A 20962-nucleotide genomic window follows, 5' to 3' on the forward strand; every position below is an offset into this window, starting at 1 on the left:
GCGTCGTTCGTCAGGCGTCGATGAGCTCGCGCTCGGCGAACGGGAACACCACGTGCAGCGACGTCCCGTCACCGGGACGGTCGGAGAGCGCCACCGTCGCGTGGTGGGCGTCCAGGACCCGCTTGGCCACAGCCAGCCCCTGGTCCGGGCCGTGCAGGGCCGCCGGGTTGGCGATCGCGCCGTAGTAGAGGTGCGGGAACAGGTCCGGGCGCATCCCGTCCGGCATGTCCATGTCGTCGAGCCGCACGGTGGGACCGGACTCGATCTCGGTGCCGACCCGGACCCGGCCACCGGCCGGGGTGTACTTGACCGCCGCGAACAGCAGGTGCATGAGGACCTGCTCGAGGCGTACGGGATCGGCGATGATCGGCAGCGACGGGCCGCCGGCCTGGTTGAGGATCCAGATCTGCTTGGTCGCCGCGATCGGCCGGATCGCCTCGACGGCCCGCTGGGTCAGCCGGGTCAGGTCGATCTGGCGCATGTGCAGGCTGTCGGCACCGCTGCCCACCTCGGCCATCGATCCCAGGTGGTCCAGCAGGTCGCTGAACCCGCGCACGTGGGCCGCGGTGGCCCGGCCGACGAGATCGGCCAGCTCGGCGTCGTGGTGACCGGTGTTGCCGAGGTCCGCCAGGTACGAGCGCATCAGCCGCAGTGGCGCGCGCAGCTCCCCGCCGACGAGCCCGGCCAGGTCGTCCTTGCGGCGTTCCAGCTCCTGCAGGCGGGCGGTGGTGTTGGCCAGGGCGCTCGCGTACCGGCGCAGCTCCAGCTGCGAGGTGACCTGCCGGGCCAGCGCCCGCAGCGCCTGCACCTGCTCGACGTCGAGCTTGCGGGGCCGGGAGTCCATCACGCACAGGGTGCCGAGCGCGAAGCCGTCGCTCGTGATCAGCGGCGCCCCGGCGTAGAAACGGATCCCGTCGTCCGCGCCGGCCGCCGGGTTGTCCGCGAACCGCGGATCCTCGCGGACGTCGGGCACCACGAGCACGTCCTTGCCGAGGATGGCGTGACCGCAGAACGACAGGTCGCGCGGCGTCTCGGTGAGATCGGTGCCGATCTTGGCCTTGAACCACTGGCGATCGATGTCGATGAGGCTGACCAGGGACATCGGCACGTCACAGACCGTCGCGGCGAGCTTGACGATGTCGTCGAAGTCGCTCTCGGGCGCGGTGTCGAGCACGTGCAGTTCATAGAGGGCGGCGAGCCGGTCGGCTTCGTTGCCGGGCAGGGGTGCTGGCATGACTGTCACCTCCTGGAGACACTCCAGGAATACCACCCGAAAGTAGCAATGCGCCCTTTTTGCCAGCTTCCGCTCCCGGGTGGCTCAGGACGGACGGTGGCAGACCGCCTCGATGTTGTTGCCGTCCGCGTCGAAGGCGAAGGCTCCGTAGTAGTTCTCGTGGTACTGCGGGCGCAGACCCGGCGGCCCGTTGTCGACCCCGCCGGAATGCAGCGCGGCGGCGTGGAACGCGTCGACCGCCGCCCGGTCCGGCGCGGAGAAGGCCACGTGCACGCGGTGCGACGGCTCCCGCAGGGCCAGCCAGAAGAACGGCTTGCCGCTGTCGTCGCCGAAACCGATCAGCTCCGGCTCCTGCACCAGGACCTTGATCCCGAGCGGGCGCAGCGCGTTCTCGTAGAAATGCCGGCTGTCGTCGATGTGGTGCACCCCGAGGACAACATGGTCGATCATGGTCAGCCCCTCTCCCAGCCCACCTAGACCGTATCTCCGGGGTACGACATTCATTGATCTCGTGCGCCGAGCGGCACTCAGTATGCGCCGAGCAGAGCGGCGGCGTGACTGACCTGCACGGTGTGGGTAACGCAGTCATCTCCGTCGATCATGTGCAGCAGGAACCCGGTGGGCTCGGCCAGGTAGCCGGGCGGCGCGTCGGAATTGAGCAGCAGCCCGGTCTGGCGCCACAGGCTGGGCGCCACGGTCAGCACGCTGCCGGCGAAAGCCGCGGTGATGGGCCGGTGCACGTGCCCGGCCATCACCCGGGCGACGTTGCCGTGGGCGGCGAGGACCTCGCGCAGCGCGTCACCGTCGAGCAGCCGCATGCCGTCGAGGAACCGGATGCCGACCGGCATGGGCGGATGGTGCAGGCCGATCATGGCCGGCACGCCGGGCCGCCGCCGCAGCACGCCGTCCAGCCAGGAGAGCTGTGCACCGCCGAGGCGCCCGGCGGGTGAGCCCTCCACCAGCGAATCCAGCGCGACGAGGGTGAACTCCGGATACTCGACCGCGTAGTGCGCCTCTCCGCCGAAGGTGTCGAGCATCGGCCCCCGGCAGTCGTGGTTGCCGGTCACCAGGTGCAGCGGCAGCGGGAAGTCGCCGATGATCTCCCGCAGCGCCGCGTACTCGTCGGGCCGGCCGTGATCGGTGAGATCACCGGTGATGACGACACAGTCGGGCCGCGGATCGAGCCCCATGACCCGGGCCAGAGCCAGCTGCAGACCGGCGGCGGGCCCGGCGCCGAGCGGCCCGGTGGTGATGTGCGAGTCGCTGAGCTGAGCGATGAAGGTCGTCATCCGCTCATGATCCGGCGCAACCGGCGCCGGGCAACCGAACGGTCGTAACTCCTACAGCGTCAGAAAGCGGACGTCCCTGCCACACCGCGGCCGGCCTGCGCGGACTATTTGACCTTGCGGGTCGACCGGGCCACGATCGGCTCGTATTCCGGGTGCTTCTCCAGCCATCCGCTCACGAACGGGCAGATCGGCACGACGGTCCGGCCCTTGCTACGCGCGTCGTCCATCGCCGCCCGCGCCAGCAGGGATCCGACCCCCTGACCCTCGAACTCGGGATCGACCTTGGTGTGGGTGTAGGCGACGATGCCGCCGGTCAGCTGATAGGTGAGCACGCCGGCCGGCGCGCCCGCCTCGTCATGGGCCTCGAAGCGCTCCCGCTCGGGCACGTCGGTCACCGTGAACGTCATCCCGATATCCAAGCACGGCTTTCCCGGGGTGCCACCGGTGCCGCCGAAGCGGAATGGCGACGGTGGCCACCCGTTGCGGGTACGCCACGCGTACCGCCTGATCGCGCCATTCGGTAGTGCGAGCGCTGCCGGGTCGAGGGCCGGCGTCACGGGCGGATGGTTCCGATGTCACCAGTGGATCGCCGCGTCGGTGCGCGGGTGCGCGGCGGGGCCCTTCTTCAGCCACGCCTTCGTCCACCGCAGGCCTGCTCTGCTGCAGTGTTTCCTGACGTTCGTGCCGTGCTTGTCGACTCCGCTGAGTGCCGCGGCGACGCAGTCCGCCCAGGTCTCGACGGAGGTGACGCCCTGAGGGAATCCTGTCGGTGCGGCTCCGTAGATCGCCTGGCTGCCGTAGAAGAAGGCGATGTGGTGACCGAACTCGTGCGCCATGGTGTGCCGCAGCAGACGCGCCGGCTTGGCGGCGTGGAACCGGCTTACCCAGATTCCCTGGCGATAGGCGGAGGTGCTCGATTTTCCGGAGATCAGTCTGGTGGCCCGGGCATCGGGGATGGCCTTGCGCCATGCGCCCGGGATGACCGACTGCAGGGCGCTGTTGGCCCGCGACGTCGACGCGGTGGCAGCCGAGGCCGGCGAGGCCACGCCGACCGTGGTGACGGTGAGGGCAGCGATCACGAGGGTGAGCATCGTGGTGAACTTTTTGAGTGCAGAGATGTCGAGCTCCCGGTGACCGCGGTGGTGAGGGTTACAGATTGTCACCATTGGCGGCATTAAGGACTGATTACTCTATGTGACATCCAGCCCACTACTGCACGTTACGACAAGCCTACCTAGGGTTATCACGTGCGGAGCGATTCTGTTGCGGTGCAAACGAAGCAGGAAGCCGACCCCCGAACAAGGGTCCCTAGCGACAGGCCCGATCCCCTACCGAAATTGTCGCGGCGATAGCTCACCGTGGCGAGAAACCCGAATCAGGCCGAGGAAGGCAGGCTGAGGCGTCACTACCCGTGCCCGGAAACTCATTGCTGAGCGCAGACCACAGCGCAGGTCCCCACCGTGGCCCAGGACAATCCCGCTGTGGTCGCTGACACCGCCGTCGTCATCGCGGCGACTCGCACGAGCCCGGCGCCCGGCCTTCCCGGCGCTCTGCTCCCCGGCCACCGTCGTGGTCGAGGACGTCGCCACCCCGCAGCCCGGGTCGGCAGTCGGTCATCGCCGCAGATCAGGCGCGTCGGACTCCGTGGCGGGTCAAAGGCCGATCTTGCGCCTCCGATACCGCAGCACGATGGCGATGCCCAGGGCTATCAGCACGAACCCGGTGGCCGACAGCGCAGGCACCAGGCCGGGCCCGGTTGTCGGCAGTCGCGGCGGACTTCCCGACGAGGTCTCGGTAGGGGTCGGTGTCACATCGCTCGGTGGACCGGCGGCGGGTGGACCGGCAGTCGAGGAGCCCACTGCGGGCGTGGTGGCCGGTGTCGTAGCGGACGCCGGTGTCGTCGCAGGCGTGGTGGCCGGTGTCGTCGCAGGCGTGGTGGCCGGCGCAGTGGTGGCCGGCGCAGTGGTGGCCGCGGCGCAGATCGGTTCGGTGATGACGTTGTCGTCGAGCGTGACCGCACCGTTGCGGGCAAGCGCGCGGCCGGCCAGAGTAGCGCCGGTGTTCATGGTGATCGAGGTCAGCGCCATGATGGTGCCGGTGAAGTCACTGTTCGTGCCCAGCGTCGCGGAGCTGGTGACCTGCCAGAACACGTTGCACGGTGAAGCGCCGTTGGTGAAGACCACATCGCTGTTCGACGCCGTGATCAGCGTGGAGGAGATCTGGAAGATGAAGACGGCTGCGGGGTCGTTCTGCGCGTCCAGGGTCAGCTGCCCGGTGAGCTGGGCGGCGCCGATCCGGTACACGCCGGGGGCCAGCGTGCTGCCGCCGAGTTCGGCCGGGAGGCTGGTGAAGGGTGTCCGGCCGGCGGCATCGACGTACGCGGCCGTGAGGTCGCTCTGGGCCTGCAGGGCGACGCCGTCGGCGAGATGGATCTCGCCGGCCACGATTCCGGGTGGGAAGCCTGACGCCGCGGAGCCCGGGTGTACGCCCAGGCCCTGCGCGAGCGTGGTCGCGCCCGTGTTGCTGACGGCCGATCCGGCGAGTACGGAGAAGTCGGCCGCGGTGTTCAGGCTGACCGGACTCTCGGCCGCGTACGCAGGCTCGAAGCCGAAGAGGAGCAAACTCAAGGCGGCGACCGCGGCGGCGGACCCCAGGCCGGCGCGCCAACGGTAGCTCCGGTGGTGGACTTTCACGCTGTGCCCTTCTGGGGGTCCTGCTGCGGAGGCATGGAACCGTCCGCGTCGAAACACAGATGGCAGTGCCGTGATCCACACTGTTCCATGATCCAAAGTAGTTTTTGGATGATTAGGGGTTTTACGACCACCTGAGAGTGATGGACTGACGCGCCACGAAGGAGAGGCGCAGCGGGGTGGAGTTCTCAGAAATGCCACTCACGCGACGAACATGGTCGCCCTCGGACGTTGTAGGTTTCGGGGGCGATACAGATCGCATAGAGAAAAGTGAAGGCCCTGACCGATGTTTGCTGGTCAGGGCCTTAATAGGTGGAGCTGTGGGGATTTGAACCCCAGACCCCCTCGATGCGAACGAGGTGCGCTACCAGACTGCGCCACAGCCCCCCGGCCCCGTAGGACCGCAGCAAGGCTAACAGGTCCGTCCTGCGGCTTGCGAATCACCCTCCCCGGCGCGCCGGGGAAGATCACTTCAGGCCGCGGCCGCCCGCTTCGTACGGCCGCCCACGCAGCCCACCACCCCTGCGGTACGACACCGAGCCACCGTTGACAGCCGCCGGCAGGTCCGACGGATCGCGGTCCAGCCCCATCGCGGCCCGCCGTACGGCTTCCTTCTGGGCCGCCAGCCGGCGCTGTGCTTCCCGGCGTGCCGCAGCCCGGCGCGCCTGCTCGCGGCGCACCTCTGCCTGCCGGGCGGCGAGCCAGGCCGCTTCCCGTGCCTCGACGCGGCGCCGGTGCCGGTCCGCGATCGCCCGGTTGCGCAGGTGCACCAGGTAGATCGCCAGCAGCGTGCCGGTCACCGCGAAGCTGATCCAGAAACCGGGGCCGACCGCCAGGACGCCGACCAGCTCGATCACGTTGAGCAGCAGCAACGCCGCGAAGACCCGCCGGCGGCGGACGACCGCCGGGGTCTGGCGGCGAACCGGCCGGCGAACCGGCCGGCGGGCCGGCACCAGGCGGAGTCTGCGGGCCGGCGGCGCCGACACGGGGGCGGGCGAGACCGGGGCCGGGTCACCCGTTAGGGTCCGCGACGTAACCAGATACTGGCGGCCGGGGTTGACCGGTCGGCGTCCGGGCACAGTGCGGAGCCGACGGCGGCGCTGCAGCACCCGAGCCGTCGACGACGCCCGCTCCGCCGCGAGGCGCTCGGTGGCGTCGTACCGGCGTACGAGCGCCGGTGCGAGGGCGAGCAACCCGGCGGCGGCGAGGACGGCGAGGAGCACCGAGGTCGGCACCCTCACCCCTCCCGTCAGCCTGTGGCGCCCGGGCCGCTGGGCGCCGGGCACACAAAAGTCCCAATCTCCCCGAGGCTACGCACGGGAGTTGCGATTTCACGGCACGCCGCGCCGGGGACGTACCGTCGCGATGATCAAATAACTTTCGGCGGGCTACTGCGCGGTGGCGCGCAAGCGGCGCCAGCGGGCCACCAGACCGCCCTCGGCCGCGACTTCCTCGCTGGTCATCGCGTAGCCGAGGTGGTCGCGCCAGGCACCGTCGATGTGCATGTAGCGCGGGTGGTACGCCTCCTCGCGGAAGCCCAACTTCTCCACGACGCGCCGGCTGGGGCCGTTCTCGGGGCGGATGTTGATCTCCACCCGGTGCAGGCCGCCGGCGCCGAACGCGTGATCCACCGCCAGCGCGAGCGCGGTCGGGATCACGCCACGACCGGCCACCCGCGAGTCCACCCAGTAGCCCACGTACGCCGAGCTGAATGCCCGCCGCACGATGCTGCCCAGGTTGATGTGCCCGACGAGCCGTTCGCCGCCGTCCTCGCGCAGGCAGACCGCGAACGGCATGCTGTCGCCGTGCCGGGCGGCCCGCTTCATGTCGCGGTAGACGTACAGGTAGGCGCGGGTGGAGTTCATCTCCGCCCAGGGTCCGGGCGGGGCCGACTCCCAGGGGCTCAGCCACGCCTGGTTGGCGATCCGGACCTCGGACCAGGCCCGCGCGTCACTGCGGCGGTACGGCCTGAGCAGCACGGATCCCTCCGCCAGGACGGCAGGCCATCCGGGCGTGGACCCCAGCATCATCGCCTCCGGTCGAGCAGCAACACGTCGACGGTCGACCCGGCTGCCGCCGCGGTGACCCGCTCCCCGAGCACCAGCAGACCGTTGGCCTCGGCGAGGCCGGACAGAGTGTACGGCCCTCCGGCGAGCGGCTGCACAGTGTGGCCACCGCCGCGCCGTTCCGCGACGTGCGCCGGCCGGAACTCGCGCAGTCCGCCCGGTGAGGACACGGTCTCCAGCAGGTGCGCCTTGACGCTGGGGCGGAACACCGGTTCGGAGCCGGCCAGCAGCTGGATGACCGGCCGGGCGAGCACCTCGAACCCGATCAGCGCGGCGCCGGGCTCGCCGGGCAGGCAGACCACCGGGACCTCTTCGCCGCCGACCGTGCCGAAGCCCAGCGTGGCGCCCGGGCACAGGGCGACGTCGGTGAACTCCACCGTGCCCCGGCCGTGGTCGCGGCGGGACAGCACCCGGCGCAGCATGTCGCCGGGGCCGGTGCCCGTACCCCCGGTGGTGATGATCAGGTCGGCCCGCAGCGTCTGGTCCTCGAGCAGGCCGCGCAGGCCCTCGGGGTCGTCGTCGCAGATGCCGATCCGGTACGCGAGCGCACCGGCCTCGACGGCGGCCGCGGTCAGGGCGTGGGAGTTGGCGTCGACCACCTGTCCGGGCTGGCTGGGCCGGCCCACGTCGACGAGTTCGTCGCCGGTGGCCACCACGACCACCCGCGGGCTGGGCCGGACCACCACGTGCCCGATCCCGGACGCCGCGAAGACCGCCACCATCGCCGGCGTCACGTACGACCCCGCCGGGGCCAGCACCCGGCCGACGGGCAGTTCGTCGCCCGCCCGCCGGACGCCGGAGCCCCGCTTCGGGGCGTGCAGGATCTCCACCGCCGCCATGCCCTGGTCGGTCCAGTGCACCGGCACGACCACGTCGGCGCCGATCGGCAGCGGCGCCCCGGCCGCCACCGAGAAGCACGTGCCCGGGGTCAGCCGGACCGGTCGCCAGCTGGCCGCACCCAGGTCGCCGACGACGTTGAGGCGGACCGGTCGCGGCCCGCCCTCGAACGCCCCGAAGGACGGGTGCGACCCGATCCGCCCGGCGGCGGCCAGGTCCTCCCAGCGGGCCGCGTACCCGTCGATGGCCGCCTGGTCGAAGGCCGGGTACGGGTGCGGGGCCAGCACGTCGTTGGCCAGCACGTTGCCGTGGGCCTGGGTGAGGTCGAGGTCGAGCGGAGGCAGCGCCCGCAACCTGCGCAGCACGCTGCCCAGGTATTCGGCGAGAGGCATCAGCTCGTTGGCGGCCGCCTCGGCATCGGCCGTAGCGGTCATCCCTTGGCACCGCCGGCGACGAACTCGGCCAGCCAGGCGCGGAACTCCTCGCCCAGGTCCTCGCGCTTGGCCGCCAGCTCCACGACGGCCTGCAGGTAGCCCAGCGGCATCCCGGTGTCGTAGCGGTGGCCGCGGTAGACGATGGCGTGCACCGGCGTACCGGATTCCAGCAGGGCGGCCATCGCGTCGGTCAGCTGGATCTCGCCACCGCTGCCCGGCTTGGTGTTGGCGATCGCCTCGAAGATCGTGGCGGGCAGGATGTAGCGGCCCAGCACGGCCAGGTTGCTCGGCGCGTCCGCCGGCGAGGGCTTCTCCACCAGCCCGGTCACCTCGACGACGTCCTCGCCCAGATCGGACGGCCGCACCGACCCGATGCCGTAGCGGGAGGTCTCCTCGGGCTTGACCTCCATGAAGGCCAGCACGATGCCGCCGGTGCGGGCCTGCAGGTCGAGCATCGCGGGCAGCAGCGGCTTGTCCTCCTCGACGAACTCGTCGCCGAGCAGCACCGCGAAGGCGTTGTCACCGATGTGCGAGGCGGCGACGCCGACCGCGTGGCCGAGGCCGAGCGGCTCGCCCTGGCGGCAGGTGTAGATGTCGGCGAGCTCGCTGCTCCGGCGGACCGCGGCGAGCCGCTCGACGTCGCCCTTCTCCTCGAGCCGGGCCTCCACGTCGGGACGCCGGTCGAAATGGTCGACCATGGCCGTCTTGCCCCGGCCGGTCACCAGCAGCACGTCGGAGATCCCCGCCGCAGCGGCCTCCTCCACGATGTACTGCAGGACGGGGCGGTCCACGACGGGCAGAAGTTCCTTCGGTACGGCCTTGGTGGCCGGCAGGAACCGCGTCGCCATGCCGGCTGCCGGAATGACAGCCTTCACCGCCCGGCGGCCGCTCGTATGGGCCTCTGTCGTCATCTGAGGGGTCACCGCACCTTCGCTCAGTTCGTGCCCGGACATGCCGCGAGACTATCGGCCACGGGCCTGTCGCGGCGGTTGTGGCCCGCCGGGCGTGCCCGGCGGCACGACGTCAGGACCCGCCGCATGATCAAAATGCCCCTCCGGTACGCCCGCCGAAACCACCGGTTCCGTCACAGTTGGCGCGGGCACCGGCGCGGACTCGGCCAGCCGGTAGGTGTCCCGTCCCGCATTCTTCGCCGCGTAGAGCGCATCGTCAGCCGCATCGAGAACCTGCTGCGCGGTCGGGCCGTGCTCGGGGTAGACGGCGATGCCGATCGAGACGCTGATCGCGACCCGGTCGACCGGCTGCCCGGTGGCGGCGTCCTGCCGGCGCGGATCGATCGGCACCGGGATCTCCCGGACCGCGGCGCCGAGGCGCTCGGCGACGATCACCCCGCCGTACGCGTCGGTCTCGGGCAGCAGCACCACGAACTCCTCGCCGCCCTGGCGGAACGCGACGTCCACCTCGCGCAGCCCGATCCGGATCCGCCGGGCGAACTCCCGCAGCACCGTGTCCCCGGCGGCGTGCCCGTACGTGTCGTTGACGTCCTTGAAATGGTCCAGGTCGAGCACCAGCACGGTCAGCATCCGGCCGAAGCGGCTGGCCCGTTCCACCTCACGGCGCAGCGATTCCCGCAGGTAGCGGTAGTTCCAGAGCCCGGTGAGCGGATCGGTGAGCGAGAGCCGCTGCGCCTCCTCGTGCATCCGGACGTTGTGCACCGCCACCCCCGCCTGCCCGGCGAAGGTCCGCAGGGTGAGCAGGTCGGCGTCGTCGAAGCCGTCGCTGCCGAGCCGGTCGTACAGGGCCAGCACACCCAGCGTCGCCGGGCGCCCGGAGATCAGCGTGTCGCCGGGCACGAGCGGGTCGCCGACGGTGGCCGGGGCGCAGATCGGCACGGCCACGTACGTCCGGCAGGCCGGCTCGTCGAGCGTTCCCCCGTCCGGTCCGCACCGGCCGCGCCGAGGCTCCCCGCCGGCCGCGACCGCGCCGAGGATGCCGGTGCCCAGCGGCACCCGCAGCGCGGGCAGTTCGGCCTCCGGCACGTCCCAGCGACCGGTCAGCCCCTCGGCGCAGCGGGCCACGAGCCGGCCGTCACCGGGGTCGATGAGCAGCACGACGCCGGCCCGCGCACCGGTCGCCGACAGCGCGGTCTGCAGGATGACCTGCAGGATCCGGTGCAGGTCGTGGGTGCTGGACAGGGTGTCGCCGAGGATGGCGAGGTGCCCGCGGAGCTGGTCGCGGCTGGCGGTCAGCGCCTGCACGTACGCCTGCAGCTCGCGGGTCATCCGGTTGAAGGTGCCGGCGAGGCGGCCCAGCTCGTCGTCGCGGCCGACCGGGACCCGGGTGCCGAGCTCACCGTCGGCCACCTTCGCGACGGCCAGGGCCAGCTCCTCCAGCGGCCGGGTGGTGGAGCGGGCGAGCCAGCGGGCGACGATCATGGCCATTCCGGCCACCAGGACGACACCGGCGAGCAGCAGCGCGTACAGGCCGACGGAGTTGCTCTGGCGCACCGAGACCACGAGCGGCAGCGGCTGGCCCGGCTCGACGGGGACCGCGCGCAGGTAGTGGTGGCCGCGCGCGGTGACATCACCGGGCAGGGCGGCGGCCACGGCCCGGCTCACGGCGGCCGACTCGGAGCTCAGCGCCGGGCCGGCGCCGGGGCTGTCGCCGGCCAGCAGGGTGATCTCCGCGCCGCACGTCGCGGCCAGCCGGGCGACGAATCCCGCGTCCAGCGCTTGCGCCGCCGCCACTGTGACCTGTCCCTGCCGGGCGCGCGCCACGATGGCGGTGACGCTGCCGCCGGTGGCGGGCGCCTGGCAGTCGCGCTGACCGCCCGGGTCGCTCGCGCCGATCCGGATCTCGGAGGCCAGCCCACGCGTGACGAGCTGGTCCGCGGCGGGTCGCCGGTCCGCCTCCGGCAGCACGGTGACCGCGTCGGCGGCGGCCTGGAGCTGCCGGCACATGGCACCGATGGCGGTACGCACCGTCGTCGCGGCATGATCGAGCCGCTCGACCGTCCGGTCCCGGCTCACTGTGGCGACGGTCATACCGACGAAGAAGGACCCGAGTAGAACCGGACCCAGCACGACCACCAGGAAGGCAGTAGTGAGTCGGCCACGCAGAGTCACACGTCCTCCTGGAAGTGGCCTTCTTTTCCAGCGATGCTGACATAGTGTGCGCCGTTTGCCGGTTTCTGAAAGGGGGTGTTGCATGCCGGATTTCGCCAGTGGAGCGGAAAAATCTCAGCCCGGGAAGATTGCACTGCGCAATCAACTGCTCGCAGCCCGTAGATTACTGACCCCCCAAGACCGCGCGAAAGCCGCGGCGGCGGTCCAAGCCGCCCTGAAGGATCTCTTACGCGCACAGGCGCCCACGATGATCGCGGGGTATGTCCCCCTGGGGCCGGAGCCCGGCGGGCCCGACCTGCCCGAAGTCCTCGGAGACCGGCTCATCCTCCCGGTGCTGCTGCCGGACAACGACCTCGACTGGGTCCGCTACGCGGGCCCGGACACGCTCCGGCCAGGCCGCCTGGGCCTGCGCGAGCCGTCCGGACCCCGCCTCGGCGTCGACGCGGTCGCCGAAGCCACGCTGCTGATCGTGCCCGCGCTGGCCGTCGACCGGACCGGGATGCGTCTGGGCCGTGGCGGCGGCTCCTACGACCGCGCGCTGGCCCGCGCCGGACGGGCGTACACGGTGGCGCTCCTGCACGACGGTGAGCTGCTGCCGACGGTGCCGGCCGAGCCGCACGACCGCCGCGTGCACGCTGTCATCACACCGGCCGAGGGTCTCAGCGACACTGCCGACTGGACGAAATGAACTCCGATGACGGAGCATTGGCACTCCTAGACGGCGAGTGCCAAGCCATTGAGCAACACGGAGGACCAGTGCCCACGTACCAGTACGCCTGCACCGAGTGTGGTGAGCAGCTCGAGGCGGTGCAGTCCTTCTCCGACCCGGCCCTCACCGAGTGCCCGAACTGCAGCGGCAAACTCCGCAAGGTCTTCAACTCGGTGGGCATCGTCTTCAAGGGCTCCGGCTTCTACCGCAACGACTCCCGCGCCGGGAACGTGAGCGCCGAGAAGTCCGCCGCGCCCGCCGCCGACAGCAAGTCGGACTCCTCGTCGTCGACCCCCGCCTCGACGCCCGCCGCGGCCGGCTCGAGCTCGGGCTCGTCGGGCTCGGGTTCCTCAGGCTCCAGCTCGTCCGGCTCCAGCTCCAACGGCTCGTCGGGCTCGAGCCCCGCGAAGACCGCGACGTCCTCCTCGTAGCACGACCGGCACGCAGCCGAGCGGCTGTCCACATCCCGGGGTTGTCCACAGGGACGGCCCCGGGATTCGTCGTGTCCCGCCTATCGTCCTGATCCCCGGCGCCGGTCCCGACGGCGCCCCGGGAGTCTCAGGAGGCGGCGATGCGCGGCAGAGCCCGCCGGGAACCCCGGCTGGACCCGGTCCGTTGGCGCCGGCCGGGACGGTCGGCACTGCTCCGATCGGCGGTCGTAGCCGGCCTGATCGCGACGGCGGCGGCGGTGATGTGGACAGGGCCTGGCGGTTGCGAGCCTGGCCGGGCTGACTGCGCGCCGTGCGCGAGCCTTCCTTCCCCGCCCGGCACGACCGTCGATCTCAAGCCGAGCGTCGTCGATGGTCCGAGGTCGGTCCCGCCCTATGGCCCACGAGCCGGCACACCTGCCGATGCGCAGCCCGACCCGGCCGACGGCCTGATCCTGGTGACCGCTGATGACGCCAAGCCAGCCCTCGCCCGCGGCTCTCATCTGCGCCTGGCCAAGCCGGCCACCGCCTCTGCCCTCGAGTCCGATGCCGCCGGCGAGCCGGAGCCCGGACCGGCCGACGGTCCGGAGCCCGGCGTGGCCGACCGTTCTCAGCCACGCGCCGTGAGCGTCAGCGGATGTCGCCCGGCCGAGATCGCGGAAAGCGCGCCGCCACGTAGCCAGGCCGACCTTCCACCGGGCGTCACCGCGGCCCCCGGCGGGTCCGCCGGGCCCGGAGGCTCGATCGCCGTGCCCCCGGGCTCGATCGGCGTGCCGATCCGGCTGGCCGAGCCCACCGCCCTAGGGCTCATCCACCCCGGTGACCACGTCGACGTCTTCCGAGTGCCCGTCGCCGGCGAGAGCCCACAGGCCATCGCCACGGCGGCTCTGGTGCTCGATGTCACCGGAGCCGACGATCCGACCAGCGGCGGCCTGCTCCTCGCACTGACGCCCGCCGAAGCCCGGCGGACCGTCACCGCGCCCGGTGGTGGCTACGCCGTTCTCATCCGCCCGGACGGGTAGCTCAGCCCCAGTGCGGCGGCCGGTCCTCGAGCAGGCGATCGTCATTCGAGTCGTCGACGCTGACGCCCCAGCCGCGCTCGGTGTCATCGCGGGTCTGCTCGGGCAGCAGCGGCGTCTCCTCGGGCTCGAAGTCGACGGTGCGCTCCGCGTCGGCATCACGTTCAGGCTCGTCCAAGATGTCCACGGTAAGAGGGTAAGCCGCGTCGCGCGCGCTGTCGGTACCCGAGGGATGTAGCGTCGATGAGCGTGAGCGCCCCGACCGGTTCCGACGACGACGCATATTGGCAGCGCCCGGACGCCGAGCCGGAGCCCTTCGGCGCCGGCCGCCCGATCCCGGCGCCCGATCCCACCCCCACCTACCAAGGCCCGCCCCGCACCCCACCACCATCACCGCACTGGCAACCACCGGTGGTGCAGCAGCCCCCGCCACCGCGCACGATGCCGGCGCAGAACATGGACGCCCTCGACGAGTCCGAGGGCTCGGCCCGCACGGTGACCTACGGCATCGGCCTGGTCGTCGGCGCGATCGCTCTGATCCTGATGTGCCTGCTCTGCGCCCGCGTCCTCTTCTGAGCCGGGAGACCGGCCGAGCCGACACGGCCGGGCAGCCCGGGCCAGGGCCGGGCTTGGCCGGGGACAGCCGGGCCGGGTAGCCGGGCGGTGCCGGGCATGGCAGGGATGGGCTGAGCAAGACCGGGCCGCGCCAGGGCAGAGAGAAGCCGAGACCGGGCCGGCCGAAGGCCAGGTCAGTCGAAAGACGGGGTCGTGCCGAAGAGCGGGCACCGCCCCGGCCACCACCCCACATGGCGGCCGGAGCGGCAGACCCGTCAGGACCCCGAGCCCCACACTGCCTGAGCCCCGGAATCCCCGGTCATGAACACGTAATAGCCGGAAACCGCCGCGAGCGCCACCATGATCACTGTGAGTCCCAGGTCCGCCGCGCGGGGTAGTGGGCGATCGGTGCGGCGCAGGGTCAGGTAGACCATGATCAGCGTTACGACGCCGAGGCCCAGCGAGAAGTAGAACGTCAGGTCGCCGTACCCCATGTGGTCGTCGATCTTCGCCAGTGGCGGACCGCTCAGGCCGTCAGCCACCATCCGGTCGCGCAGCGCGCCACCCGACCGCGTCGCCACCCACGACGTCACCGGCGCGGCGACCGCGAGCAGCACCGCAGCCCAGCCGACCCGGGACCGCCAGCGGGGCACCACCCCGTACACGATGGCCGCCAGCGCCAGCAACGGCACGAAGACCACCGCCGCGTGGATCACGAGAGCGTGTACGGGCAAGCCGTTGATCTGATCGAACACGGTCACCTCCTCTTTTGTCGCACGGGATCCGGCCCGCCAGACCGAAACTATCTGACGACGCAAACATCCCCCCTGTGTGCGCCTACGCGCAGTGGACCATTCCGGTTCACGCCGGCGGGCCCCGGTGTCCAGAAAACATGAATCGCTACCCGCCCCGGCAGATGAACCGGTTGAGTACGGGCGCCTCCCGTGCTGTCATGGTGTGATGGCGAAGGGTGAGCAACTCCTGCGGGCGACCGGGTTGCGGGTCACGCGGCCCCGGGTGGCGGTGCTCGACGTGCTGACCCAGGGGGGCCACCTCGAGGTCGAGGAGATCACCCGCCAGGTGCGCGACCGCCTCGACTCGGTGTCCACCCAGGCCGTCTACGACGTGCTCGGCGCCCTGTCGCGGGCCGGGCTGGCCCGGCGGATCGAGCCGGCCGGCAGCCCCGCGCGGTTCGAGGCCCGGGTCGGCGACAACCACCATCACGTCGTCTGCCGCAGCTGCGGCACGATCGAGGACGTCGACTGCGCCATCGGCGAGCGGCCCTGCCTCGGCCCGAACGTCAGCCACGGCTTCGAGGTCGACGAGGCCGAGCTCACCTTCTGGGGCCTGTGCCCCGCCTGCCGGCCGGAACGTTCTGTCTGAACCTGTTCAACTTCGCCTTTTGCGTGGCACGCTGGAGGCATGGACAGCAGCCCGGACATCGGACTCTTCGGCCCGGATTCGGTCACGTGGAAAGTGCACAACGAACCGATCGTGACCATGGGCGGCCTCCGCTCCCTCTACCTGCAGGCGCTGCACCCACGAGCGGTGGCGGCCGTCGCGCAGAACTCGGGCTACAAGGCGGATCCCTGGGGTCGCTTCAACCGGACCTCGGAGTACGTCGGCACGGTGCTCTACGGCAGCACCGACGAGGTGGAACGGGTCGCGAGCCGGATCAGGCGCATGCACTCCCGGATGACCGCGACCGACCCGCGCACCGGCGAGCGGTTCCGCATCGACGAGCCGGAGCTGCTGCGCTGGGTGCACGTCGCCGAGGTGGAGTCGTTCCTGTCCACCGCCCGCCGCGCCGGCCTGAAGCTCACCGACGAGGAGGTCGACGGCTACTACACCGAGCAGCTCAAGGCGGCCGAGCTGGTGGGCCTGGACCCGGCGACCGTCCCGGGCACGGCAGCCGAGGTGGCGGCCTACTACGAGGAGATGCGCCCGCAGCTGGGCATCACCCGCGAGGCCGCCGAGACGGCACTCTTCCTCACCGTGCCGCCACTGCCCGATTTCTGGGGCAACCGCGCGCTGCGGCTCGGCCTGAACCTCGGACCGGCCCGCTGGGCCTACTTCGGCGTCGCGGGCACGGCAGTCGCCCTGCTGCCGGCCTGGGCCCGCAAGATGTACGGCGGCCTGGGCCTGCCCACCACGGACCTGTCCGCCGACCTCTCGGTGCGCGGCCTGCGTCTGCTGCTCGCCGGCGTCCTGGCCACCGTCCCGGAGCAGTACAAGATGGCTCCGCAACGCCGCGCGGCGCTGGAACGGGTCGGCCTAGCCTGACGCCCGTTCGAGGTGCTCGACCGCGGACCACGGCTCCTTGGCCGCGACCTGCTGCCCGGCCGGGCACGTACGCCGGAAGTCGCACCAGCCGCACAGGCTGCCCGGATTGGTGGGGAACTCGGCGTCGGGATCGGCCCCGGCCGCCACCGCCTTCTCCGCCGCGATGATGTCGCGGGCGGTGTCCTCCGCCCGCGCCACCTGCCGGGCCAGGGACTCCTCGGTGTGCTCGTGCACCGCGACCGTGCCCGTCGGCAGGTGGTGCAGCTCGACCCGGTGGCACGGCCGGCGGAACACCCGCTGCGCCGCGTACGCATAGAGCGCCAGCGCCTGTGATCCGCGGGCGTCGTCGGCGTCCAGCCCGGACCGGCCGGTCTTGTAGTCGACGATGACCGCCTCCGGCCCCTGCTCGCCCGGCCGGGAGTCGATGCGGTCGGCCCGGCCGTTGAAGGCCAGCACCGCCGTCTTGGTCGCCACCACCCGCTCCACGCCCAGCGGCTCGTCCAGCGGATCGAGGCCGGCCACATAAGTGTCGAGCCAGTCGAGGGACTTGCGGTACGCGATCCGCTCCTGCTCGACGTCGCGGTAGCCCTCGCGGACCCAGGTCGACTTGAGCAGGGTCGGCAGCGACTCGCGGACCCGCTTGTCCGGGGGCACGGCATACCAGTTCTTCAGGGCCGTGTGCACGCTCGCGCCCAGGGAGTTGTGCGCCCAGGGCGGCCCCTTCTGCGGGGACGGGCGGTCGACATAGGTGTAGCGGTAACGCCGGGGGCAGTCCGCATACGAGCCGAGCTTGCTCGGCGTGCAGACGAAGAGCCGCTCGGGCATGCCGGCGAAGCCCAACTGCTCGGGCACCGCGGCCGATCGGGGGGAAGTCCTGGGCACCCGGTAATCCTGCCAGCACCCTGCGACAAGAATCAGGCCGCGGCGGTGTACAACTCTACGAAGGCCGCCACCGCGTCCGCGATGAGCTGCACCGCGATGGCCGCCAGCAGCAGGCCGGCGATGCGGGTGAGCACCTCGATGCCGCCGGGGCGCAGCAGCTTGACGATGCCGCCGGAGAAGCGCAGCACCAGCCAGACCGTCATCATGACCGCGAGGATGGCGAGGCCGATCACGGTGTAGTCGTTCAGCCCGTCCGCCCGCTGCACGAACAGCATGGTCGCGACGATCGCACCCGGTCCCGCCAGCAGCGGCGTGCCCAGCGGCACCAGCGCCACGTTGGTGGTGCCCCCCTGCGCGGACGGCTCGTCGGTCTTGCCGGTCAGCAGCTGCAACGCGACCAGGATCAGCAGCAGGCCGCCGGCACCCTGCAACGCCGGCAGCTGGACGTGCAGGTAGTCGAGCAGCGTCTGGCCGGCGACGGCGAAGATCACGATCACGCCGAGCGCCAGCAGCACCGCCTGCGTGCCGGCCCGGGTGCGCTCCTTGGCGGGCATCGCGCCCGTCAGGGCCAGGAACACCGGCACCATGCCCGGCGGGTCGACGATCACCAGGAGGGTCACGAAGACCTCGCCGAACAACTTCAGATTCACGGGATCAACCTAGGCTCCCGTGCTCACCGATGCCCTGAACTGCGGCGACCGTCACCCCACCACGGGGACGCCGGTCGCGGCGGCGACGATCTGCTCGTACGCCGAAGGGTCGGTGGTGAAGGCACCCAGCTGGACCGTCTTGTGCGTGCCGTGGAAGTCCGACGAGCCGGTGACGACCAGGCCGAGCTCCCCGGCCAGCGCGCGCACGTGCGCGCGCTGCGCGACCGTGTGGTCCTCGTGGTCGGCCTCCAGGCCGAACAGACCGGCCGCGGCGAGCTCGACGATCAGCTTGTCCGGTACGATCCGGCCGCGCACGGTTGCGTTCGGATGGGCGAAGACCGGCACTCCGCCGGCGGCCCGGACGGTCCGCACGGCCTCGAAAACATCAAGATCCGCTTTGGGTACGAAGTAGCGCGCGCCCAGCCACCGGGAGGCGAAGGCCTCGCTCGTGGTGCCGACCAGCCCGGCCCGGATCAGCGCCTGGGCGATGTGCGGGCGCCCCACCGAACCGCCGGCCGCGTACCCGCTGACCTCGGACCAGGTGATGTCCACACCGTCCGCGCGGAGCAGCTCGACGATCCGCTCGGCGCGCTGCTCACGATCGGTGCGCAGCCGGATCAGGTCGGCGGCCAGCACCGGGTGGTGCGGATCGAACAGGTATGCCAGCAGGTGCAGCGGGATCGCCGGCTCCACGCCGTACCACCGGCAGGAGAGCTCGGCGCCGCGGACCAGAGCCAGACCCGCCGGGCGCGCCGCCTCGGCCGCCGCCCAGCCACCCGTGGTGTCGTGATCCGTGATGGCCATCACGTCCAGGCCGGCCCGGGCGCCCGCGGCCACCAGTTCGGCCGGGGTCAGCGTGCCGTCGCTGGCGGTCGAATGGCAGTGCAGGTCGATTCTGGTCACCCGGCGACGCTACCGGGTGGCCGCCACGGATCCTGCGGAGCGTCAGGCGTCGTCGCCCGAGTCACCGTCCTTGCCCAACCGGGCCTCGACCGCCTGCGGCTCGTACATCTCCTCGACGACGCGCAGATACAGCTCGTTCGGGTTGGGCAGGTGCTTGACCTCGCGCAGCGCCTGGTCCTGGCCGGCCGACTCCAGCACGAACGTGCCGTAGCTGAGCATGCGGCCCAGGGCGGACTGCTCGTACTTCATGTCGGTGACCCGCAGCAGCGGCATCATGGCGACCTTGCGGGTGATGATGCCGTTGACCACCATGACCCGCTTGTTGGTCAGGATGAAGCGGTCGAAATACCAGTCGCCGACCTTCCAGGCGACCCAGCCCATCACGCCCAGCCAGATCAGCACGGCCGCGGTGACCAGGCCGTCGATCTCCTGACGGGTCAGGAAGCCGGCGAGGTAGCCGAGCAGCAGGGTCGAACCGATGCCGACCAGCAGCGGAGTGGACAGATGGATCCAGTGCCGCTTCCACTCGCCGCGGTAGCGCTCGGTCGGGAAGAGATAGCGGGAGACCAGTGTGGTCGGCTCGTCCTCCAGCGGCAGCACCCGCCGGGGTCCACCCGGGACACCGGAGCCGTCACCGGCGAGGCCCTGGAGCTCTTCCTCGGTGAAGACCGGGGCGTCGTACTCCCCCGGGTCCCGGTACTCCTCGTCGCGCGGGTCGCTCGCGTAGCCCGCGCTCGGCGAATAGCCGGTGTCGGGTGAATAGCCGGGACCGGCGGAGGCCACGCCCCGGCGATACTCGGGACCGTCGTCGTCGAACGCCGGATCGTTGTAGCCGAAGGTGTCGTCGTCGTCGCGAGGGCGGCGCGCACCCTCGTCTTCAGGTTGCCGCGGCTCGCCAGGACCCATCAGGTGATGTTAAGCGACGAGGTTGGTGAAGAACGTTCCGAAACCACGGGCGATGTCCCCGATGGTGTCGCCCAGGGACTCGAACACCGCGGCGGCCGAGTTCGGGTTGAAGGCGATGAAGAAGATCAAGAATGCGATGCCAAGCCAGGTGAGAACCTTCTTGATCATGGCGGGCCTTCTCCTCCGTTGCGGGTGACGGTCATCGCCGCGGCAACACTCACGGTATCAGTTCAACTGCGCTCTGTGAACATTGTGCCCGAAAAGCCGATGGCGTTCCCGCAGGTCAGGCCTTCGAGTTCAGGCCTTGCCGTGCAGGTACGGGCTCGGCGCTCCGTACACGAGCTCGGGCGGCACCCCGTCGGACAGGTCGTGCAGGACGACATGCTCGGCCAGGAAGTAGCCCGCGCTTGCCGGCCACGCTACCGCATAGAGCCACATTCCTTTGGCTTCACTCACATAGGCGCTGCGATCTTCCGGAGACTTCACACACCACAGTGGAGTGGGATGCCCGCCGACCTTGATCTTGGCATGCGGACCGGCGTGTCCACCCCGGTCACACTCGCCCAGCGCCTCGGTGACCAGGTGCCCGGGGTCGATACCGGGGATGCCGGCGAAACGCGTCCCCAGACCCACGCCGGGCTGCTCGGCGATCAGCACGAGGTCGGCCGGGCCACCGCCGAGCGGGTCCGGGCCGCTGCAGGACAGAGCGGTCGCGCGGACGCCGGCACGATCGTCGCCCGCCCAGCCGACACCGGTGACCATCCAGCCGGGCGGCAACGGCCACGGGCACCACAGCGGCATGTGGTCGATCGTGGGCGCGGTCCGGAGCCGCACACTGTCGAGGATCTCGGAGCTGATGTGCTCCGCGACGTGGAAGGGAGCGACGTCGCCACAGTCGTCGCAGCGCCAATCACTGTGCATCAGGTCCGGCGGCCGGACCTGCGCAGCACAACGGGGGCAACTCACTGTGACACCCACCCTCTTAAGGTGGGGC

25 protein-coding genes and 1 tRNA gene are annotated in these 20962 nt (G+C 71.2%); 6 read left to right on the top strand and 20 right to left on the bottom strand.

The window, feature by feature from the left end:
* Positions 1–10 precede the first annotated feature (10 nt).
* The 12 genes from Aau02nite_RS01330 to Aau02nite_RS01385 all read right to left on the bottom strand — a co-directional run bounded on the left by Aau02nite_RS01330 (position 11) and on the right by Aau02nite_RS01385 (position 11633).
* Positions 11–1234 (bottom strand): GAF domain-containing sensor histidine kinase, encoded by a 1224-nt coding sequence (locus tag Aau02nite_RS01330; RefSeq protein WP_212986424.1) that lies wholly within the window; start codon positions 1232–1234, stop codon positions 11–13.
* Positions 1235–1318: 84 nt separating this feature from the next.
* On the bottom strand, positions 1319–1684 hold the full coding sequence (locus Aau02nite_RS01335) for a VOC family protein (protein ID WP_212986425.1): 366 nt from the start codon (positions 1682–1684) through the stop codon (positions 1319–1321).
* 77 nt (positions 1685–1761) lie between these two features.
* A complete protein-coding gene (locus Aau02nite_RS01340) occupies positions 1762–2523 on the bottom strand; it encodes a phosphodiesterase (RefSeq protein WP_212986426.1) in 762 nt (253 codons plus the stop codon).
* A 104-nt stretch (positions 2524–2627) separates the two neighbouring features.
* Entirely contained in the window at positions 2628–2930 is a 303-nt protein-coding gene (locus Aau02nite_RS01345; RefSeq protein ID WP_212986427.1) for a GNAT family N-acetyltransferase, read from the bottom strand.
* Between the two features lie 168 nt (positions 2931–3098).
* The gene (locus tag Aau02nite_RS01350; RefSeq protein ID WP_212986428.1) at positions 3099–3614 is read right to left on the bottom strand and encodes a hypothetical protein; all 516 of its coding nucleotides are present in this window, start codon (positions 3612–3614) and stop codon (positions 3099–3101) included.
* Positions 3615–4175: 561 nt separating this feature from the next.
* Positions 4176–5150, bottom strand: coding sequence for an ice-binding family protein (locus Aau02nite_RS01355; protein WP_246594810.1), 975 nt, complete (start codon positions 5148–5150; stop codon positions 4176–4178).
* Positions 5151–5526: 376 nt separating this feature from the next.
* Positions 5527–5600, bottom strand: a tRNA-Ala gene (locus tag Aau02nite_RS01360).
* Positions 5601–5680: 80 nt separating this feature from the next.
* Positions 5681–6448 (bottom strand): divisome protein SepX/GlpR, encoded by a 768-nt coding sequence (gene sepX, locus Aau02nite_RS01365; protein ID WP_212986429.1) that lies wholly within the window; start codon positions 6446–6448, stop codon positions 5681–5683.
* Positions 6449–6601: 153 nt separating this feature from the next.
* Positions 6602–7243: a GNAT family N-acetyltransferase gene (locus Aau02nite_RS01370; protein ID WP_212986430.1), complete on the bottom strand. Its 642-nt coding sequence runs from the start codon at positions 7241–7243 to the stop codon at positions 6602–6604.
* On the bottom strand, positions 7240–8550 hold the full coding sequence (locus tag Aau02nite_RS01375; protein ID WP_212986431.1) for a molybdopterin molybdotransferase MoeA: 1311 nt from the start codon (positions 8548–8550) through the stop codon (positions 7240–7242). The genes Aau02nite_RS01370 and Aau02nite_RS01375 overlap by 4 nt, the downstream gene beginning before the upstream one ends.
* Positions 8547–9461 (bottom strand): UTP--glucose-1-phosphate uridylyltransferase, encoded by a 915-nt coding sequence (locus Aau02nite_RS01380; RefSeq protein WP_212986432.1) that lies wholly within the window; start codon positions 9459–9461, stop codon positions 8547–8549. The genes Aau02nite_RS01375 and Aau02nite_RS01380 overlap by 4 nt, the downstream gene beginning before the upstream one ends.
* A 51-nt stretch (positions 9462–9512) precedes the next feature.
* The gene (locus Aau02nite_RS01385; protein WP_212986433.1) at positions 9513–11633 is read right to left on the bottom strand and encodes a diguanylate cyclase; all 2121 of its coding nucleotides are present in this window, start codon (positions 11631–11633) and stop codon (positions 9513–9515) included.
* 82 nt (positions 11634–11715) lie between these two features.
* On the opposite strand from Aau02nite_RS01385, the gene Aau02nite_RS01390 reads away from it, so the two are divergent.
* The 3 genes from Aau02nite_RS01390 (at position 11716) to Aau02nite_RS01400 (ending at position 13792) form a co-directional block, all read left to right on the top strand.
* Positions 11716–12321 (top strand): 5-formyltetrahydrofolate cyclo-ligase, encoded by a 606-nt coding sequence (locus Aau02nite_RS01390; protein ID WP_212986434.1) that lies wholly within the window; start codon positions 11716–11718, stop codon positions 12319–12321.
* Between the two features lie 68 nt (positions 12322–12389).
* The gene (locus Aau02nite_RS01395; RefSeq protein ID WP_212986435.1) at positions 12390–12773 is read left to right on the top strand and encodes an FmdB family zinc ribbon protein; all 384 of its coding nucleotides are present in this window, start codon (positions 12390–12392) and stop codon (positions 12771–12773) included.
* A gap of 455 nt (positions 12774–13228) precedes the next feature.
* Positions 13229–13792 (top strand): hypothetical protein, encoded by a 564-nt coding sequence (locus tag Aau02nite_RS01400; RefSeq protein WP_212986436.1) that lies wholly within the window; start codon positions 13229–13231, stop codon positions 13790–13792.
* Position 13793: 1 nt separating this feature from the next.
* On the opposite strand, the gene Aau02nite_RS01405 is transcribed toward Aau02nite_RS01400, so the two are convergent.
* Positions 13794–13976 carry a hypothetical protein gene (locus Aau02nite_RS01405; RefSeq protein WP_212986437.1) on the bottom strand — a complete coding sequence of 61 codons (183 nt, stop codon included), beginning with the start codon at positions 13974–13976 and terminating at the stop codon, positions 13794–13796.
* Positions 13977–14032: 56 nt separating this feature from the next.
* Here Aau02nite_RS01405 and Aau02nite_RS01410 point away from each other — a divergent pair, with 56 nt between their 5' ends.
* Positions 14033–14365, top strand: coding sequence for a translation initiation factor 2 (locus tag Aau02nite_RS01410; protein ID WP_212986438.1), 333 nt, complete (start codon positions 14033–14035; stop codon positions 14363–14365).
* A gap of 254 nt (positions 14366–14619) precedes the next feature.
* On the opposite strand, the gene Aau02nite_RS01415 is transcribed toward Aau02nite_RS01410, so the two are convergent.
* Entirely contained in the window at positions 14620–15099 is a 480-nt protein-coding gene (locus Aau02nite_RS01415) for a DUF2231 domain-containing protein (protein ID WP_212986439.1), read from the bottom strand.
* A 205-nt stretch (positions 15100–15304) separates the two neighbouring features.
* Here Aau02nite_RS01415 and Aau02nite_RS01420 point away from each other — a divergent pair, with 205 nt between their 5' ends.
* Positions 15305–15727: a Fur family transcriptional regulator gene (locus Aau02nite_RS01420; protein WP_212986440.1), complete on the top strand. Its 423-nt coding sequence runs from the start codon at positions 15305–15307 to the stop codon at positions 15725–15727.
* A 39-nt stretch (positions 15728–15766) separates the two neighbouring features.
* Positions 15767–16627, top strand: coding sequence for an oxygenase MpaB family protein (locus Aau02nite_RS01425; protein WP_212986441.1), 861 nt, complete (start codon positions 15767–15769; stop codon positions 16625–16627).
* On the opposite strand, the gene Aau02nite_RS01430 is transcribed toward Aau02nite_RS01425, so the two are convergent.
* From Aau02nite_RS01430 to Aau02nite_RS01455, 6 genes are all read right to left on the bottom strand, one after another.
* A complete protein-coding gene (locus tag Aau02nite_RS01430) occupies positions 16619–17452 on the bottom strand; it encodes a RecB family exonuclease (protein ID WP_212986507.1) in 834 nt (277 codons plus the stop codon). The genes Aau02nite_RS01425 and Aau02nite_RS01430 overlap by 9 nt on opposite strands.
* A gap of 89 nt (positions 17453–17541) precedes the next feature.
* Positions 17542–18159, bottom strand: coding sequence for a MarC family protein (locus tag Aau02nite_RS01435; RefSeq protein ID WP_212986442.1), 618 nt, complete (start codon positions 18157–18159; stop codon positions 17542–17544).
* Positions 18160–18210: 51 nt separating this feature from the next.
* Entirely contained in the window at positions 18211–19062 is an 852-nt protein-coding gene (locus Aau02nite_RS01440; protein ID WP_212986443.1) for a PHP domain-containing protein, read from the bottom strand.
* 42 nt (positions 19063–19104) lie between these two features.
* A complete protein-coding gene (locus Aau02nite_RS01445; protein ID WP_212986444.1) occupies positions 19105–19968 on the bottom strand; it encodes a PH domain-containing protein in 864 nt (287 codons plus the stop codon).
* Between the two features lie 9 nt (positions 19969–19977).
* On the bottom strand, positions 19978–20136 hold the full coding sequence (locus tag Aau02nite_RS01450) for a hypothetical protein (protein ID WP_015625668.1): 159 nt from the start codon (positions 20134–20136) through the stop codon (positions 19978–19980).
* A 129-nt stretch (positions 20137–20265) separates the two neighbouring features.
* Positions 20266–20946, bottom strand: a complete 681-nt coding sequence (locus Aau02nite_RS01455; protein WP_307857828.1) for a DUF6758 family protein — start codon at positions 20944–20946, stop codon at positions 20266–20268.
* Positions 20947–20962 lie beyond the last annotated feature (16 nt).

This window comes from Actinoplanes auranticolor (genome assembly GCF_018332655.1).
GTDB classification, from domain to species: domain Bacteria; phylum Actinomycetota; class Actinomycetes; order Mycobacteriales; family Micromonosporaceae; genus Actinoplanes; species Actinoplanes auranticolor.

Coding starts and splice junctions, on each gene's coding strand:
- Aau02nite_RS01330 (WP_212986424.1), bottom strand. CDS start 1,234: ATGCCAGCACCCCTGCCCGGCAACGAAGCCGACCGGCTCGCCGCCCTC.
- Aau02nite_RS01335 (WP_212986425.1), bottom strand. CDS start 1,684: ATGATCGACCATGTTGTCCTCGGGGTGCACCACATCGACGACAGCCGG.
- Aau02nite_RS01340 (WP_212986426.1), bottom strand. CDS start 2,523: ATGACGACCTTCATCGCTCAGCTCAGCGACTCGCACATCACCACCGGG.
- Aau02nite_RS01345 (WP_212986427.1), bottom strand. CDS start 2,930: ATGACGTTCACGGTGACCGACGTGCCCGAGCGGGAGCGCTTCGAGGCC.
- Aau02nite_RS01350 (WP_212986428.1), bottom strand. CDS start 3,614: ATGCTCACCCTCGTGATCGCTGCCCTCACCGTCACCACGGTCGGCGTG.
- Aau02nite_RS01370 (WP_212986430.1), bottom strand. CDS start 7,243: ATGATGCTGGGGTCCACGCCCGGATGGCCTGCCGTCCTGGCGGAGGGA.
- Aau02nite_RS01375 (WP_212986431.1), bottom strand. CDS start 8,550: ATGACCGCTACGGCCGATGCCGAGGCGGCCGCCAACGAGCTGATGCCT.
- Aau02nite_RS01380 (WP_212986432.1), bottom strand. CDS start 9,461: ATGACGACAGAGGCCCATACGAGCGGCCGCCGGGCGGTGAAGGCTGTC.
- Aau02nite_RS01390 (WP_212986434.1), top strand. CDS start 11,716: ATGCCGGATTTCGCCAGTGGAGCGGAAAAATCTCAGCCCGGGAAGATT.
- Aau02nite_RS01410 (WP_212986438.1), top strand. CDS start 14,033: ATGAGCGTGAGCGCCCCGACCGGTTCCGACGACGACGCATATTGGCAG.
- Aau02nite_RS01420 (WP_212986440.1), top strand. CDS start 15,305: ATGGCGAAGGGTGAGCAACTCCTGCGGGCGACCGGGTTGCGGGTCACG.
- Aau02nite_RS01425 (WP_212986441.1), top strand. CDS start 15,767: ATGGACAGCAGCCCGGACATCGGACTCTTCGGCCCGGATTCGGTCACG.
- Aau02nite_RS01430 (WP_212986507.1), bottom strand. CDS start 17,452: ATGCCCGAGCGGCTCTTCGTCTGCACGCCGAGCAAGCTCGGCTCGTAT.
- Aau02nite_RS01445 (WP_212986444.1), bottom strand. CDS start 19,968: ATGGGTCCTGGCGAGCCGCGGCAACCTGAAGACGAGGGTGCGCGCCGC.
- Aau02nite_RS01450 (WP_015625668.1), bottom strand. CDS start 20,136: ATGATCAAGAAGGTTCTCACCTGGCTTGGCATCGCATTCTTGATCTTC.